Below are 15,630 nucleotides of genomic sequence, written 5' to 3'. Positions count from 1 at the left end.
TAAGCTGTGAGCATGGATAAATTACGCGAACTTAAACGGACTAAACGTCTGGCGCTCGGCCTGCTGCTGCTGGCCGCCGCCACCTTTATCACCACCCTTTTTCTGCCGCCCAACTTCTGGGTCAGCGGCGTGAAGGCGATCGCTGAAGCGGCGATGGTCGGCGCGCTGGCGGACTGGTTCGCCGTGGTCGCGCTGTTTCGCCGCGTGCCGGTGCCCTTTATCTCGCGCCATACGGCGATTATTCCGCGCAATAAAGATCGCATCGGCGACAACCTCGGCCGTTTCGTGCAGGAGAAGTTTCTGGATACCGACTCGCTGCTGGCGCTGATCCGCCGCCACGACCCAGCGCAGATGCTGGCGCAGTGGCTTAACGCGCCGGGCAATGCCGACCGCGTCGGGCGTCATATGTTGCAGGTGATGCGCGGCTTCCTCGATCTTACCGACGACGCGCGCATCCAGGCCTTTATGCGCCGCGCGGTGCATCGCGCCATCGACAAGGTCGATCTGTCGCAGACCAGCGCGGTGCTGCTGGAGAGCCTGACCAAAAACAACCGCCATCAGGAGCTGCTCGACGCGGCGATTGATCAACTGCTGCGCCTGATGCACAAGCCCGCCACGCGCGACTTTATCGCCCTGCAGATTGTGCGCTGGCTAAAGCGCGAGCACCCCATCAAGGCCAAAATGCTGCCGACCGACTGGCTGGGCGAGCACAGCGCCGAGCTGGTCGCCAACGCCGTGGATTCGGTGCTGGACGATGTGGCGGCCGATCAGGGCCATGAGCTGCGCCTCGGCTTTAACCGCGCGGTGGATCGGCTGATTGAGAAGCTGAAGCACGATCCCGAGATGGCGGCGCGCGCGGAGGAGATCAAGCGCTGGATTAAAGAGGACGCGTCGCTGAACCGCTATATCGGCGAGCTGTGGAACGACCTGCGCGCCTGGCTGAAAACCGATCTCAACAGTGACGACTCGCGCGTGCAGGAGAAGGTGCGTCAGGCGGCGCTCTGGCTGGGCGAGAACCTGGCGCGCGACGACGCGCTGCGCGCCTCGATGAACCGACATCTGGAGGAGGCCGCGCGCAGCGTCGCGCCGGAGTTCGCCGCCTTCCTGACGCGTCATATCAGCGATACGGTGAAGAGCTGGGACGCGCGCGATATGTCGCAGCAGATCGAGCTGAATATCGGCAAGGATCTGCAGTTTATCCGCATCAACGGCACGCTGGTGGGCGGCACCATCGGGCTGATCCTCTATCTGCTGTCGCAGCTGCCGGCGCTGTTGCCGCTGCTGGCGCGTTAACACCCCGCAAGGCGAAAAACAGAACCCGCTTGTTAAGGCGGGTTCTTTTATGGCGTTGATCGGTGTGGAGTACAGCTTAGGACGGTTACTGGTCGTCGAGGCGGTCTAATTCTTCTTCCGTCAGCCCGGTAGCCTGCAAGATGGTATCGCGCGGCAGCTGCATTTTCAGCAGGCTGCGCGCGACTTCCAGTTTGCCCTTTAGCTCACCTTCCTGCTTAAGCTGTTCTGCAATTGTCATCAGTGGGACCTCATGTTGCGGCATTCGTTGCGCCAGTTCGCGAACAAAGGCGCTGGCATCTGTGGTTTCGCCTGCCTGAATAATATAGTTTACCAGCGGGAGTGTTTGTGATGAAGATTTGTCCGCCTGCCAGGCTGCTACCAACAGGTCCATTATCTCTGCTAAATCGCGCTGGCGAATATGTTTTTGCAGCAGCGTCAGCGCCGCCACACGACGATGCTGCACGATTTCATCGTCAGGAATAACGGTGACGTCGACCAGCGGAAAAGCCTTGCCGTAAAGCGCGGCGGCCAGCGCCGGGTCGCTGAACCCGTCCAGCCAGCAGGTTGAATATGGATAAGGGCTGCGCTGACCGACGTAAAACAGCACTGGTATCACCAGCGGCAATCTCTTATGTCCGGCGTCGAGGTGGCGCTTCATCGCCGCCACCGCGTAGCGCAACAGCCGAAACGCCATCTGTTTGTCTGGCGTCGACTGATGCTCAATCAGCACCTGCACATAGCCGTCGTCGCCGCTGCGGGTTTTCATGCTGTAAAGTACATCGCTGAAGCAAGGGCGCAGATCATCCTCCACGAAAGAGCCGGAGGCCAGCCTGAGCGTGCTGAGGTCGCAGAGCGCAAGGAGTTGCGGCGGCAGGTGGATTTCCATAAAGTCGCGCGCCACGTCCGGCTGGCTGAGAAGCTGTCGGAAGACGGCGTCGTGCGGGGTCGGCGTACTCTTTTTCTTCTTCATCTTTCCTGACTCTGAAAAAACCTGCGCAGAGCCTGGCATAGCTGAAAAAGCGAGTCATTAGCGATACCGGTTAAGGCTACCGGTTTTCAGCGAGTTATAAGAGTGAGGCCGCAAATTGCGGCCTCATTTTTGCTTCTGGGTTGTTGCCCGGGCTTAACGCCGCTTAACCAGCAGGAACAGGCTAATGGCGAAGAAGGCGGCGCTGGGCAGGATCGCGCCCATTACCGGCGGCAGGCCGTAGACCAGGCTCAATGGGCCGAAGATCTGGTCGAGCACGTAGAAGAGGAAGCCGAAGCTGATGCCCGTCACCACGCGCACGCCCATCGACACGCTGCGCAGCGGCCCGAAGATAAACGACAGCGCCATCAGCATCATTACCGCCACCGACAGCGGCTGGAAAATCTTGCTCCACATATTGAGCCGGTAGCGTCCCGACTCCTGGCCGCTCTGCGTCAGGTATTTGCTGTAGTTATAAAGGCCGCGAATCGACAGCGCGTCGGGATCGAGCGCCACTACGCCCAGCTTGTCCGGCGTCAGGTTGGTTTTCCACTCGCCGCTCAGGCTTTGCGAACCGCTAATCTGCTTCGGATCGTTAAGGTCCGACTCATCCACCTGCGCCAGGTTCCAGCGCTTGTTCGCCTGGTCCCAGGTGGCGCTGGCGGCGTAGCGCACGCTCTTCAGACGACGGTCGTCGCTGAAGTTATAGATGCTGACGCCATCAAGCTGGTTATCGCCGCGCACGCGTTCGATATAGATAAAGTTGTTGCCATCCTTCGCCCACAGGCCGCTCTGCGTTGACACCAGCGCGCCGCCGTAAAGCTGGGTCGCGCGGTAGTTGCGCGCCATCTGCTCACCCGCCGGGGCGAGAAACTCGCCGATCGCCATGGTCAGCAGCACCAGCGGGATGGCGGTTTTCATCACCGACAGCGCCACCTGCATGCGGGTAAAGCCCGCCGCCTGCATCACCACCAGTTCGCTGCGCTGCGCCAGCGTGCCCAGGCCAAGCAGCGCGCCGAGCAGCGCCGCCATCGGGAAGAAGATCTCAATATCCTTCGGCACGCTGAGCAGCGTGTAGTAACCGGCAGCCAGCGCGGTATAGGCGCCCTGCCCGGTCTTGCGCAGCTGATCGACGAACTTGATGATGCCGGAGAGCGACACCAGCATGAACAGCGTCAGCATAATGGTATTGAAAATGGTTTTACCGATATACCGGTCGAGAACGCGAAACATCAGACGGAACCTCCGCGGCTGAAGCGGGCGCGCACGCGGCGCATCGGCACCGTATCCCACAGGTTAAGAGCCACCGCCAGCAGCAGATAGCTGATATTCACCACCCACATCCAGATCGCCGGATCGAGCCGCCCTTTCGCCGCATTCGACTTCAGCGAACTCTGCAGCAGGAAGAAAATCAGATAGAGCAGCATCGCGGGCAGCATTGACAGCACGCGTCCCTGACGCGGGTTGACCACGCTGAGCGGCACCACCATCAGCGCCATCACCAGCACCGCGAAGATCAGCGTAAAGCGCCAGTGCAGCTCGGCGCGAAATGCCGGCGTGTTGTTGCTGAGCAGCGTGTTGAGATCGGACTGCTCGGCGTCGTTTGGATCGAGCGTCGCCTCTTTATAACCGACTCGCGCCTGATAGTGGGTGAAGTCGGTGATACGGAAGTCGCGCAGCAGCGCCGTGCCTTCGAAGCGCGTGCCTTTATCCAGCGTCACTATCTGCGAGCCGTCTTTGCGCTGCTCCATATGGCCGCTGTCCGCCAGCACCACCGACGGTCGCGCGTTGCCTTTGGCGCGCAGCTGCGCCAGGAAGACGTTGCCGAACTGGTTGCCCTTAACGTTTTCGATAAACAGCACCGAACTGCCATCGCTGGAGCTCTGGAACTGGCCGGCCGCGAGCGCCGCCGCGCCAGGGTTGGCTTTAGCGTTTTGCGTCACCTCGTCCTGATAGCGCGAGGACCAGGGACCGAGCCAGATAACGTTGACCGCCGCCACGACGGAGGTGAGCAGCATCAGCACCATCGCCGCCTTCACCAGCACGCTTTTGCCTAATCCGCAGGCGTGCATCACGGTGATTTCGCTATCGGTATAGAGCTTGCCCAGGGTCATCAGGATCGCCAGGAACAGGCTCAACGGCAGAATAAGTTGTGCCATTTCAGGCACGCCAAGCCCTAACAGAGTCAGAACGAGATTTGTTGGGATTTCGCCGTCCACCGCAGCCCCTAAAATCCGCACTAACTTCTGACAAAAGAAGATAAGCAGCAGGATGAAAAGGATAGCCAGCTGGCTTTTGAGCGTCTCCCGAACCAGATATCTAATGATGATCACGCTTAGTACGCCTGTGATAACTTGTCTTTTTGCAGGAAAATCGCTAGTTTCAACGCTTATTAGCCATTTTTCTTCATCAATGGCCTGCGTCGCAGCTAAAATGGTATGACAAACGCGTCAGGGTGGTGAAAATTAACGCATTGCCACACTAAACGTAGTTCGAACGCTGATTACCCACAAAATATTTTACCTCTGTGGTATCAAGCGGACCATTCTAGCGACAGCCGCGGCCGTTGTCTTTAAGATTCAGGAGAGTGCATGGAGTTCAGTGTAAAAAGCGGAAGCCCGGAAAAACAGCGCAGCGCCTGCATTGTTGTCGGTGTTTTCGAGCCGCGTCGTCTGTCGCCGATCGCCGAGCAGTTAGACAAAATCAGCGATGGCTACATCAGCGCCCTGCTGCGCCGCGGCGAGCTGGAAGGCAAAGTGGGCCAGACCCTGCTGCTGCATCATGTACCTAATATCCTTTCCGAGCGCATTCTGCTGATTGGCTGCGGCAAAGAGCGCGAGCTGGACGAGCGCCAGTATAAGCAGGTGATTCAGAAGACCATCAATACGCTGAACGACACCGGCTCAATGGAAGCGGTCTGCTTTCTCACCGAGCTGCATGTAAAAAGCCGCAATACCTACTGGAAAGTGCGCCAGGCGGTCGAAACCTCCAAAGAAGCGCTTTACAACTTCGATCAGCTGAAAAGTAACAAAACCGAGCCGCGCCGTCCGCTGCGCAAGCTGGTGTTCAACGTGCCGACGCGCCGCGAACTCACCAGCGGCGAGCGCGCCATCCAGCACGGTCTGGCGGTCGCCGCGGGCGTGAAGGCGGCGAAAGATCTCGGCAATATGCCGCCAAACATCTGCAACGCCGCCTATCTCGCCTCGCAGGCGCGCCAGCTGGCGGACGCCTACAGCAAAAACGTCACCACCCGCGTTATCGGCGAACAGCAGATGAAAGAGCTGGGCATGAATGCCTATCTTGCGGTGGGTGCCGGATCGCAGAACGAGTCGCTGATGTCGGTCATTGAGTACAAAGGCAACCCGGACGCAGACGCGCGCCCTATCGTGCTGGTGGGCAAAGGGCTGACCTTCGACTCTGGCGGCATCTCCATCAAGCCGGCGGAATCGATGGATGAGATGAAGTACGACATGTGCGGCGCGGCGTCGGTCTACGGCGTAATGCGTATGGTGGCGGAGCTGAACCTGCCGCTTAACGTGGTCGGCGTGCTGGCGGGCTGCGAAAACATGCCGGACGGCCGCGCCATGCGTCCGGGCGATGTGCTGACCACCATGTCCGGCCAGACGGTGGAAGTGCTCAATACCGACGCGGAAGGTCGTCTGGTGCTGTGCGATACGCTGACCTACGTAGAGCGCTTCGATCCGGAAGTGGTGATCGACGTGGCAACCCTGACCGGCGCCTGCGTTATCGCCCTCGGCCACCACGTCAGCGGCTTGCTGTCGAACCACAATCCGCTGGCACACGAGCTGATTGGCGCGTCTGAGCAGTCCGGCGACCGCGCCTGGCGCCTGCCGATGGCGGACGAATATCATGAGCAGCTGGAGTCGAACTTCGCCGATATGGCGAATATCGGCGGCCGTCCCGGTGGCGCCATCACCGCCGCCTGCTTCCTGGCACGCTTTGCACGCAAATATAACTGGGCGCACCTGGATATCGCCGGCACCGCCTGGCGCTCCGGCAAAGCCAAAGGCGCAACCGGTCGTCCGGTGCCGATGCTGTCGCAGTTCCTGCTTAACCGCGCTGGCCTGAACGGCGACGACTAAGCTCCGCTGCGCGCCGCTCTCAGGGGCGGCGCGCATTGATGTATAGCAAACGCCATCTCCATCTCATCGGGAAGTGCTACCGCGCGCCTTAGCTGGTAATATCGACACCTCTCCCCCACAAGGCATTTCCATGAAAAACGCAACCTTCTACGTAATGGAAACGGACTCGCCCAGCGACGAGCTGAGCGCCATTGAGGCGCTGGTGTGCGATCTGGCGGAAACGCGCTGGCGGGCGGGCAAACGCATTTTGATCGCCTGCGAAGACGAACAGCAGGCGATTCGCCTTGACGAGGCGCTGTGGCAGCGCCCGGCTAACGCCTTCGTGCCGCACAATCTGGCGGGCGAGGGTCCACGCTACGGCGCGCCGGTCGAGCTCGCCTGGCCGCAGCGTCGCGGCAGCTCGCCGCGCGATTTGCTGATCAGCCTGCTGCCGCAGTTTGCAGATTTTGCTACTGCTTTCCATGAAGTGATAGACTTCGTACCCTACGAAGAGTCTCAGAAACAGCTGGCGCGCGACCGCTATAAAGCGTACCGCAGCGTTGGTTTCCAATTGAATACGGCCACGCCGCCGCAGCCGCAAACGACATAGCAGAAATGGAAAAAACATATAACCCGCAAGACATCGAGCAGCCGCTTTACGAGCACTGGGAAGAGCAAGGCTATTTCAAGCCTAACGGCGATACCAGCCAGGAAAGCTTCTGCATAATGATCCCGCCGCCGAACGTCACCGGCAGCCTGCACATGGGTCACGCCTTCCAGCAGACCATCATGGACACCATGATCCGCTATCAGCGCATGCAGGGGAAAAACACGCTGTGGCAGGTCGGCACCGACCATGCGGGCATCGCCACCCAGATGGTGGTAGAGCGCAAGATCGCCGCCGAAGAGGGCAAAACGCGTCAGGACTACGGCCGCGACGCCTTTATCGACAAGATCTGGCAGTGGAAGGCGGAATCAGGCGGCACCATTACCCGCCAGATGCGCCGCCTCGGCAACTCCGTGGACTGGGAGCGCGAGCGCTTCACCATGGATGACGGCCTCTCCAACGCGGTGAAAGAGGTGTTTGTTCGCCTGCATAAAGAGAACCTGATCTATCGCGGTAAACGCCTGGTGAACTGGGATCCGAAACTGCGCACCGCGATTTCCGATCTGGAAGTGGAAAACCGCGAGAGCAAAGGTTCGATGTGGCATATCCGCTATCCGCTGGCGGACGGCGTGAAAACCGCCGAAGGCAAAGATTATCTGGTGGTGGCCACCACGCGTCCGGAAACCCTGCTGGGCGATACCGGCGTGGCGGTCAACCCGGAAGACCCGCGCTACAAAGATCTAATCGGCAAAGAGGTGATCCTGCCGCTGGTGAACCGTCGCATTCCCATCGTGGGCGACGAGCATGCGGACATGGAGAAAGGCACCGGCTGCGTGAAAATCACGCCGGCACACGACTTCAACGACTATGAAGTTGGTCGTCGCCACAAGCTGCCGATGATCAACATCCTGACCTTTGACGGCGATATCCGCGAGCGCGCCCAGGTGTACGACACCAACGGCGAAGTCAGCGACGCCTGCTCGGATGAGATCCCGGCAGCGTTCCAGAAGATGGAGCGCTTCGCCGCGCGTAAGGCGATTGTCGCCGCCGTGGACGAACTGGGCCTGCTGGATGAGATCAAACCGCACGACCTGACGGTGCCTTACGGCGATCGCGGCGGCGTGGTTATCGAGCCGATGCTGACCGACCAGTGGTACGTGCGTACCGCGCCGCTGGCGAAAGTCGCGGTCGAGGCGGTTGAGAACGGCGATATCCAGTTCGTGCCGAAGCAGTATGAAAACATGTACTTCTCCTGGATGCGCGACATTCAGGACTGGTGCATTTCGCGCCAGCTCTGGTGGGGCCACCGTATCCCGGCCTGGTATGACAACGATGGCAACGTCTATGTCGGCCGCAGCGAAGAAGAAGTGCGCAGCGAAAACAACCTGGGCGCGGACGTGGCGCTGCGTCAGGACGAAGACGTGCTCGACACCTGGTTCTCCTCTGGCCTCTGGACCTTCTCGACCCTTGGCTGGCCGGAGAACACCGAGGCGCTGCGCCAGTTCCACCCGACCAGCGTGCTGGTGAGCGGCTTCGACATTATCTTCTTCTGGATCGCCCGCATGATCATGCTGACCATGCACTTCCTCAAAGATGAAGACGGCAAGCCGCAGGTGCCGTTCAAGACCGTTTATATGACCGGTCTGATCCGCGACGAAGAAGGCCAGAAGATGTCGAAATCCAAAGGCAACGTTATCGATCCGCTGGATATGGTTGACGGCATCTCGCTGGACGATCTGCTGGAGAAGCGCACCGGCAACATGATGCAGCCGCAGCTGGCAGAGAAGATCCGCAAGCGCACCGAGAAGCAGTTCCCGGACGGCATTGAGCCATCAGGCACCGACGCGCTGCGCTTTACCCTGGCGGCGCTCGCCTCAACCGGCCGCGACATCAACTGGGATATGAAGCGTCTTGAAGGCTACCGCAACTTCTGCAACAAGCTGTGGAACGCCAGCCGCTTCGTGCTGATGAACACCGAAGATCAGGATTGCGGTCAGAACGGCGGCGAGATGACGCTGTCGCTGGCGGATCGCTGGATCCTCGCCGAGTTCAACAACACGGTGAAAGCGTACCGCGAGGCGCTGGACAGCTACCGTTTCGATATCGCCGCCAATATTCTCTATGACTTCACCTGGAACCAGTTCTGCGACTGGTACCTGGAGCTGACCAAGCCGGTGATGAACAACGGCAGCGAAGCGGAGCTGCGCGGCACGCGCAACACGCTGGTGACGGTGCTGGAAGCGCTGCTGCGTCTTGCCCATCCGATCATTCCGTTTATCACCGAGACCATCTGGCAGCGCGTGAAGGGGCTGAAGAACATCAGCGACGATACCATTATGCTGCAGCCTTTCCCGCAGTACGACGCGGCGAAAGTGGATGCGGAAGCGATGGCGGACATCGAATGGATGAAGCAGGCGATTGTCGCGGTGCGTAATATCCGCGCCGAAATGAATATCGCCCTGAGCAAGCCGCTCGACGTGCTGCTGCGCGACTGCTCTCCTGCGGCACTGCGCCGTGTGGAAGCGAACCGCACCTTCCTGTCGCGCCTGGCGCGCCTGGAAAGCCTGACCATCCTGCCAGCGGGCGAGAAAGGCCCGGTTTCGGTGACGAAAATTATCGAAGGCGCCGAGCTGCTGATCCCGATGGCGGGACTGGTAGACAAGGCGGCGGAGCTGGATCGTCTGGCGAAAGAGCTGGGCAAGCTCGACGTCGAAATCGAGAAGATTCAGGTCAAGCTGGCGAACGAAGGCTTTGTTTCCCGCGCGCCGGAAGCGGTGGTAGCGAAAGAGCGCGAGCGCGTTGCCGAGCTGGAGCAATCGAAGGCGAAACTGATTGAACAGCAGGCGGTGATTGCGGCGCTCTGATTCAACGCCGCGTCTGTAGAAAAACCCTGCGTTTCGGCGCGGGGTTTTTTATTGGCTACTTATTGAGTTGAACAGAAACCAGCCGCACCATCCATATGGCAGAGGTGCGGGCGATTTTGATTTAGGGTTTAAAAAATCAGTTTAATCGGGCAGCGATTCAAGTAAAACTCTCAACGCCTCGCCTGCTCTCACCTGATCGCTTTTCGCTATCAAACAAAACTGACTCAGCTTATTGACTGCAAGTTTAGACTCCTGGTCGGTTTTCCAGAGTAAACCATTATGCTCCAGAGCCTTTTGCCTTAATGCTTTCAACGATGAAGGACACACAAGCAAGACATCGCCATTGGAAAAGACTTCGATTCCTTTAACAAGGCGGATATTACCCTCATCCCATTTCCGCGATTCCCCCCACCGATCTTCGGGAAAATAGTATGCAGGGAATTGTTCTGCGTTAAAGGCAAAAACCTTTGTTTGCCAGGAAGACATTCCGACCAACTCGATTCCTCGCTGGTTGATCTGAATAAGTAGCGCGGAAAAAACACCAAAAACAACAATAAGCACGGCTGGCGCCAATGCCAGCGTTGGATTTACAGGCTGCACCTGAGAAGGCTTTATTTTAAAAACACCAATAAGCGCCGGCATAAAAAGAAGAATGTACAACACGACAACAATAGCATATTGCACCAACAAACTTTCGCCAGAAAAATATATCCTTGAGCCAGTCAGGATATAAAGCGGCACAATTGAAAAAAAGGCAATTAGCAGTGACAAAAAGCAGTAGAAGATGTTTATTACCGCTGCACTGGCCTTGAACCTCTCACATCTAAACCAGATTGATAAAGCACGATCCATTTTATTTTTACGCTCATGCATACGCTGCAATCGAACAATAAAAACTCTCAGGTATCTTTGCCTTTTATTATTAATCATGAAGTTACAGAGCACATGGCTAACAAGCGCTGTAAAAGAAGTAATATACAACAACTCCATGTTTATTTTTTCTTTCAGGAAAAGCACTGTCACCGCAGTGATGACTGCCACTAAAGCAGTTGCAGCAGCACATCCTTCGCTATAATAAACGTTAAGCCGTTCCCTGAGACTTCGTTTCTTTTTGTCCTTAATGGGACTTTTTAGCCCCGTTAAAGCACAAAGCGCAGATGGCATAACAAACATAAAAGATGTCGCGACAAAAAACACCAGAGAACATATTAATATCGCCAGGCTTCCTGCAACATTGCCGATAATAAAGGGAAAGAAATCTACGCGGCCGATCCACTGAAAGTAAGCCCAGACGTTTATAAAACCCATTACAATAAAAAGAACAGATAAGTTTTTATAGTTTTTAAATAACCAGCGTAATGCTGCCATTCTATGCCTCCATGCATTATCAGCTATATTGCTTTTCCCCAACGATAATGCTATTTCTGGTGAATGTCTAACCGATTTTAACCACGCTATTTCGCCATGATCCCTGATACTCAGCCGTCACTTAAGCTGCGCCCTATCAGCGCTGCCGACAATCCCTATATCGCCCAGGTTATCCGCACCGTTTCGGCAGAGTTCGGCCTGACCGCCGACAAAGGCTATACCGTGGCCGATCCGCAGCTCGACAGCCTGTATGAACTCTACAGCGCCGAGCACAGCGCCTACTGGATTGTGGAGCATCAGGGGAAAGTGGCAGGCGGCGGCGGCATCGCCCCACTCGCCTGCAGCGCGCCCGATATCTGCGAGCTGCAGAAAATGTATTTTCTGCCGGAAGTACGCGGTTTCGGCGTGGCGCGCGAGCTGGCGCTGCGCGCGATGGAGCATGCGCGCCAGCGCGGCTTCCGCCGCTGCTACCTGGAAACCACCGGCAGCCTGACGCGCGCCATTAAGCTCTATGAGTCGCTGGGCTTTGCGCGCATCGACGATGCGCTCGGCTGCACCGGACACGGCGACTGCGAAGTGCGCATGCTGCGTAGGTTATAGGCCGCGCTCAACGTAACTCATGTCATTGACCGACTCGATTAGGAACGTTCCGCTATCGTTATAGCGCAGCCGGGTAATGCTGACGTTCTTCAGCGGCTGATTTAGCGACGTATCGCCGAGCGCTTGCAACAGCGTCGCGATGGCCATGCCATGGGTAACAACTAACACATTGCCGCCGCCCTGCCGCTGAGCCTGCTGCGCAATGTTGGTCATACTGTCGAGCATGCGTTTCGCTACCTGTTGATAGCTTTCCGCTTCTCCTGCGGATTTAATGCCTTTCAGAGACGGCGTGCCGGACGCTTCCGCTTGATGGATAGCATCAATAACCCCGCCCATATGGATTTTGCCAGCGCTATAGGCGCTTAGCAGCGCCGCGCCCGAAGCGTAACCTGCCTGGTGGGCCGCGCCATTTAGCATGTTCTCATCCAGATCGCCTTCATAAAGCCCAAAACAGACTTCGCGTAAGCCTTTATGCTCTTTTAGCGGCAGCGGCGTTTTCCATTGCTTCATAACAAGCTGCGCGGTTTCTCGTGCCCTGCCCGCATCGCTGGACCAGACCGCGACAAAATCGATCGATTTTAAGCCTCTTCCCAGTTTCTCCGCTACCGCCGCGCCGGCCGGCGTGAGCGGCGTATCCGCCCACCCCTGTGCGCGATGCACGGTATTGAACATCGTTTTCCCGTGTCTGGTCACGTAGAGTATGACATCAGCAGCGCAGGCTTCGCCCAGGCTGATACCGACCAGAATGAAAAGCAGTAGCGCCCTCGCTGTTTTTCTCATGTTTCTCTCCTTAACGTAACAGATTAAATTTATACTCAATTGCGATCTCGCCAGAAAGGTTGTGAGAGCGCATATATTTTCCATGCGCATCAAGAAGCGGCGTCTCTTTATTGTTTTTATAAGACCAGCCGTAACCAAAAAGCGTAAATACTGAAAGATTTTTAAGTGAAGGAACAGGTTCAACAACGCGGTTGATGAACGAAACTTCGCCCGTACGCACACGGTTATTGCGATAGCCAAACTGGCCGTAGTTAATTTGCACGCCGCTGTAAACGCCTTTGAATATTTCATATTGCGTGAATGAGACCAGCGCCAGCTCTTTATCACGGGTGTAATCCTTGCCAGCAGAGGTTAGCGAAATAAAACGACCGCGGGTATTTTTGGTTAACGGCCGAGCGTAATAGCCTGTGGCATCCTTTTTGGATGCCGACGTCCACGCTGCAGCGAATTTCTGCGTCCAGTCACCCTGCCTCCATTCCGCCTCGCCCAAATAGTGCCAGGCATGCTCGTCAAACGATCTTTTGCTGGCAGACATGCGTTTGTATTTTTCCAGTCCCTGACTGCCGTAAATTTGCGATGAAAAGCGCAGGTGCGGAGAAAGGGCATAGCTGGCTTCGATAACGTGACGTCGCTGATACGCTTCCGCTTCGCCAAAAGCGTAGGCGAGCCGTCCGCGCTCGCCTTTATAGCTCAATGCGCCAGTATAAATTGCTGCTATTCGCTGGTTGTCCTGCGTTTGCAGCGCAAGACTGTGAGGAGAGTCATGGCGAATGCCTTTGGTGACATACGCCATATCAAGCCGGATATCCAGCCAGTTCAGCGCGCCGCTGTAGCCGAAATAGCTGTTGCGCGACAGGCGGTCAGTGGTAGTCAACACGCCGACATTTTTCAGTTCCTGCCAGCCTGCTTTCGCCTCGACCCCACGCTTTTTATCTCCCTGCTTTATTTTCAGATAGCGCTGACCAAACTTGCTAAAGCCGTGGGCTTCGGCTTTCCGCCTGTCACCGCCGCTGTCATAGAGCAATCCACGCGTCGCAAAATAGTCGCTGGCAGCAAGCCTTATCGCCCGCGTATAGGTAGCATCGAAGCCCAGCCAGCCCCCCAGGTAGCCAGAACGGAAATCCAGGCTTGCCGCCTGCCCCCAGGCGTTATGGACGGCAGTAGGCTGCGCTTCGTTTTCTTTGAGATATTTCCACTGATTGCGCAGCCTCAAATCGAGCTGGGAATCGCGCATAAGGCTATTTTCTGAGACAGAAAAGGGCGCCTGATTATTATTCGCCTGCAACAGCGACGATTGTAAAAAAAATGGAATCATTAATAAGAAATACTCTTTCCTTTTCATTTTTTTGCTCCATCCCTTAAAGGCTTATCAGCAAATTCGGCAGTCTGGACAAAGGCGATAAAAATTAATACCGCCGTGCCAGATGCAAAAAAAACCCAATCCACAGCGCCTCTATTACGAGAGCCATGAATCAGGTTTTGCTTGAAAATAACAATCCTAAATCAGCAGGAGAAATATACTCGCTTAAAAAAGAAAAAAACAAAAAAAGCGCCTGCTCTGTGAATCGCTGCACAAAATAAGCGCTATTTAAAAAAACAAACAGGCATTTTTATCGGAGAATGTAAACCGTTCGTTTTAATGGCAAATGAAAATACAGATTAAATAAAAGGGCTAAAAATTGTTATCACACTTACTTTCATCTCAGAAGGCGCCGCGGATAAACGGCGCCCTAAAAAAGCGCCGTTGCTTAACTCTTCCATGCGGGCACGCCGCTGTGAAAGCGCAGCTCCGCGTCCGGCTCGCTAATCAGCTTCGCCTCCGCTTCGCCAATCGCCCGCACGCGCGGCGCGATATCCTTCGGCGAGATCTGCGCCGCCAGGGCTAAATAGTCCTGATAGTGGCGCGCTTCAGAACGCAGCAGCGAGATGTAGAACTTCTCCAGCTCCGCATCCAGCCAGGGCGCCAGGCTGGCGAAACGCTCGCAGGAGCGCGCCTCGATATAGGCGCCGCAGATCAGCTTGTCCACCAGCGTATCGGGCTCGTGCGTGGTGATCTCCCGTAGCAGCCCTTTGGCGTAGCGGCTGGAGGTGATCTTTTTATAGGGCAAGCCGCGCGCCTGCATAATCTCCCATACCTGATAGAAGTGGTGCAGCTCCTCTTTAATCAGCAGCACCATCTTCTCCACCAGATCGTCCGCCCAGGGCAGCTCGTTGCGCACGATGATGCTTTTAGAGAGGCTTTTATGCGCCTGAATAAACTGGCTGTCGGGCTGCTCGCGGAAAATAAAATCTTCGTAGGGCTTCAGCCAGGCGAGAATCGCCTCGCCGCTCGGCTTGTCGGCGACATATTTGCGGATCAGCCAGGTGGCGGTCTGTGCCGCTTTCAGTTCGCAAACCAGATGGTCGGTCAGCAGCAGCGTCAGGTTTTCCGGTTTGCGCGCCTCGTCAATCCAGGCTTGCGGCGTGCGGCAGAGTAAAAAATGATAGATGGGCTCAAGCAGCGGTGCGTAGTTCATGTCGGTTCAAAAGGCAGGATGCGGGAAGGCGGAGCGCGCGGCTCCGCCAGGGGAAATCAGTGGCGCACGCCGGTATCTTCGTCACCGTCGATAATGTCGCCATCTTCGTCGTCATCTTCATCTTCGGCGTCGGGATCTTCGAAGTAAGTGCCCCAGCCGTCGTAGTCGACGTTGTATTTGCCCACCAGATTGACCAGCTGCTCAACCTGCGCGTCGATCAGCTCTGGCTTCAGCGCCGACTCGCTGAGGATATCGACGCACATCACCGTGGTGCCGTCCTCCAGCTCCAGCTCTTCGGGCTCGGTCACTTCATAACCCAGCTTGAACGCGTCGACGGCCGCTTTTTCCAGCGAGTCGAAGTTGTTGCAGGAGAGATGATGTTCAATGGTATAGAGCGCATCCGGATCGCTGCCGTCTTCCAGCAGCTCATCAATGATCAGGCGTGTCTCTTCACGCTGCTCTTCCAGCAATGCTTCATATGCCATGGCAAATTCCCCTCAGTGTTCGGCAATAAACAACTATTTTCCCACACTGCCCGGCGCGCCACTACTCA

At 56.7% G+C, this 15,630-nt stretch carries 13 protein-coding genes; 5 read left to right on the top strand and 8 right to left on the bottom strand.

What is annotated here, in order from left to right; genetic code table 11:
- Positions 1 to 12 precede the first annotated feature (12 nt).
- Positions 13 to 1,293, top strand: a complete 1,281-nt coding sequence (locus ACR6A7_RS08225; protein WP_434124340.1) for a DUF445 domain-containing protein — start codon at positions 13 to 15, stop codon at positions 1,291 to 1,293.
- Between the two features lie 85 nt (positions 1,294 to 1,378).
- On the opposite strand, the gene ACR6A7_RS08220 is transcribed toward ACR6A7_RS08225, so the two are convergent.
- The 3 genes from ACR6A7_RS08220 to lptF all read right to left on the bottom strand — a co-directional run bounded on the left by ACR6A7_RS08220 (position 1,379) and on the right by lptF (position 4,593).
- Entirely contained in the window at positions 1,379 to 2,263 is an 885-nt protein-coding gene (locus ACR6A7_RS08220) for an Rpn family recombination-promoting nuclease/putative transposase (RefSeq protein WP_434124339.1), read from the bottom strand.
- A 153-nt stretch (positions 2,264 to 2,416) separates the two neighbouring features.
- Positions 2,417 to 3,493, bottom strand: coding sequence for an LPS export ABC transporter permease LptG (lptG, locus tag ACR6A7_RS08215; protein WP_434124338.1), 1,077 nt, complete (start codon positions 3,491 to 3,493; stop codon positions 2,417 to 2,419).
- On the bottom strand, positions 3,493 to 4,593 hold the full coding sequence (gene lptF / locus ACR6A7_RS08210) for an LPS export ABC transporter permease LptF (protein ID WP_434124337.1): 1,101 nt from the start codon (positions 4,591 to 4,593) through the stop codon (positions 3,493 to 3,495). The genes lptG and lptF overlap by 1 nt, the downstream gene beginning before the upstream one ends.
- Before the next feature lie 258 nt (positions 4,594 to 4,851).
- Here lptF and pepA point away from each other — a divergent pair, with 258 nt between their 5' ends.
- The 3 genes from pepA to ACR6A7_RS08195 all read left to right on the top strand — a co-directional run bounded on the left by pepA (position 4,852) and on the right by ACR6A7_RS08195 (position 9,813).
- On the top strand, positions 4,852 to 6,363 hold the full coding sequence (pepA, locus tag ACR6A7_RS08205; RefSeq protein ID WP_434124336.1) for a leucyl aminopeptidase: 1,512 nt from the start codon (positions 4,852 to 4,854) through the stop codon (positions 6,361 to 6,363).
- 130 nt (positions 6,364 to 6,493) lie between these two features.
- Positions 6,494 to 6,952 carry a DNA polymerase III subunit chi gene (locus ACR6A7_RS08200; protein ID WP_434124335.1) on the top strand — a complete coding sequence of 153 codons (459 nt, stop codon included), beginning with the start codon at positions 6,494 to 6,496 and terminating at the stop codon, positions 6,950 to 6,952.
- A 5-nt stretch (positions 6,953 to 6,957) separates the two neighbouring features.
- On the top strand, positions 6,958 to 9,813 hold the full coding sequence (locus tag ACR6A7_RS08195; protein WP_434124334.1) for a valine--tRNA ligase: 2,856 nt from the start codon (positions 6,958 to 6,960) through the stop codon (positions 9,811 to 9,813).
- A gap of 141 nt (positions 9,814 to 9,954) precedes the next feature.
- On the opposite strand, the gene ACR6A7_RS08190 is transcribed toward ACR6A7_RS08195, so the two are convergent.
- Positions 9,955 to 11,181, bottom strand: coding sequence for a hypothetical protein (locus ACR6A7_RS08190; protein WP_434124333.1), 1,227 nt, complete (start codon positions 11,179 to 11,181; stop codon positions 9,955 to 9,957).
- Positions 11,182 to 11,277: 96 nt separating this feature from the next.
- On the opposite strand from ACR6A7_RS08190, the gene ACR6A7_RS08185 reads away from it, so the two are divergent.
- Positions 11,278 to 11,781, top strand: coding sequence for a GNAT family N-acetyltransferase (locus ACR6A7_RS08185; RefSeq protein ID WP_434124332.1), 504 nt, complete (start codon positions 11,278 to 11,280; stop codon positions 11,779 to 11,781).
- On the opposite strand, the gene ACR6A7_RS08180 is transcribed toward ACR6A7_RS08185, so the two are convergent.
- The 4 genes from ACR6A7_RS08180 to rraB all read right to left on the bottom strand — a co-directional run bounded on the left by ACR6A7_RS08180 (position 11,776) and on the right by rraB (position 15,562).
- Positions 11,776 to 12,561, bottom strand: a complete 786-nt coding sequence (locus ACR6A7_RS08180; protein ID WP_434124331.1) for a histidine phosphatase family protein — start codon at positions 12,559 to 12,561, stop codon at positions 11,776 to 11,778. The two genes, ACR6A7_RS08185 and ACR6A7_RS08180, sit on opposite strands and share 6 nt — an antisense overlap.
- 10 nt (positions 12,562 to 12,571) lie before the next feature.
- Entirely contained in the window at positions 12,572 to 13,903 is a 1,332-nt protein-coding gene (locus ACR6A7_RS08175) for an OprD family outer membrane porin (RefSeq protein WP_434124329.1), read from the bottom strand.
- Positions 13,904 to 14,309: 406 nt separating this feature from the next.
- Positions 14,310 to 15,077: a tRNA isopentenyl-2-thiomethyl-A-37 hydroxylase MiaE gene (miaE, locus tag ACR6A7_RS08170; protein WP_434124327.1), complete on the bottom strand. Its 768-nt coding sequence runs from the start codon at positions 15,075 to 15,077 to the stop codon at positions 14,310 to 14,312.
- 56 nt (positions 15,078 to 15,133) lie between these two features.
- Complete coding sequence (gene rraB / locus ACR6A7_RS08165) at positions 15,134 to 15,562, bottom strand: ribonuclease E inhibitor RraB (RefSeq protein ID WP_048781961.1); 429 nt, start codon at positions 15,560 to 15,562, stop codon at positions 15,134 to 15,136.
- Positions 15,563 to 15,630 lie beyond the last annotated feature (68 nt).

Origin of the sequence: Pantoea phyllosphaerae (genome assembly GCF_051025595.1) — a bacterium.
GTDB lineage: Bacteria > Pseudomonadota > Gammaproteobacteria > Enterobacterales > Enterobacteriaceae > Pantoea.
The sequence above is the reverse complement of the archived record's forward strand: the minus strand, read 5'-3'. Positions and strand labels throughout refer to the sequence as shown.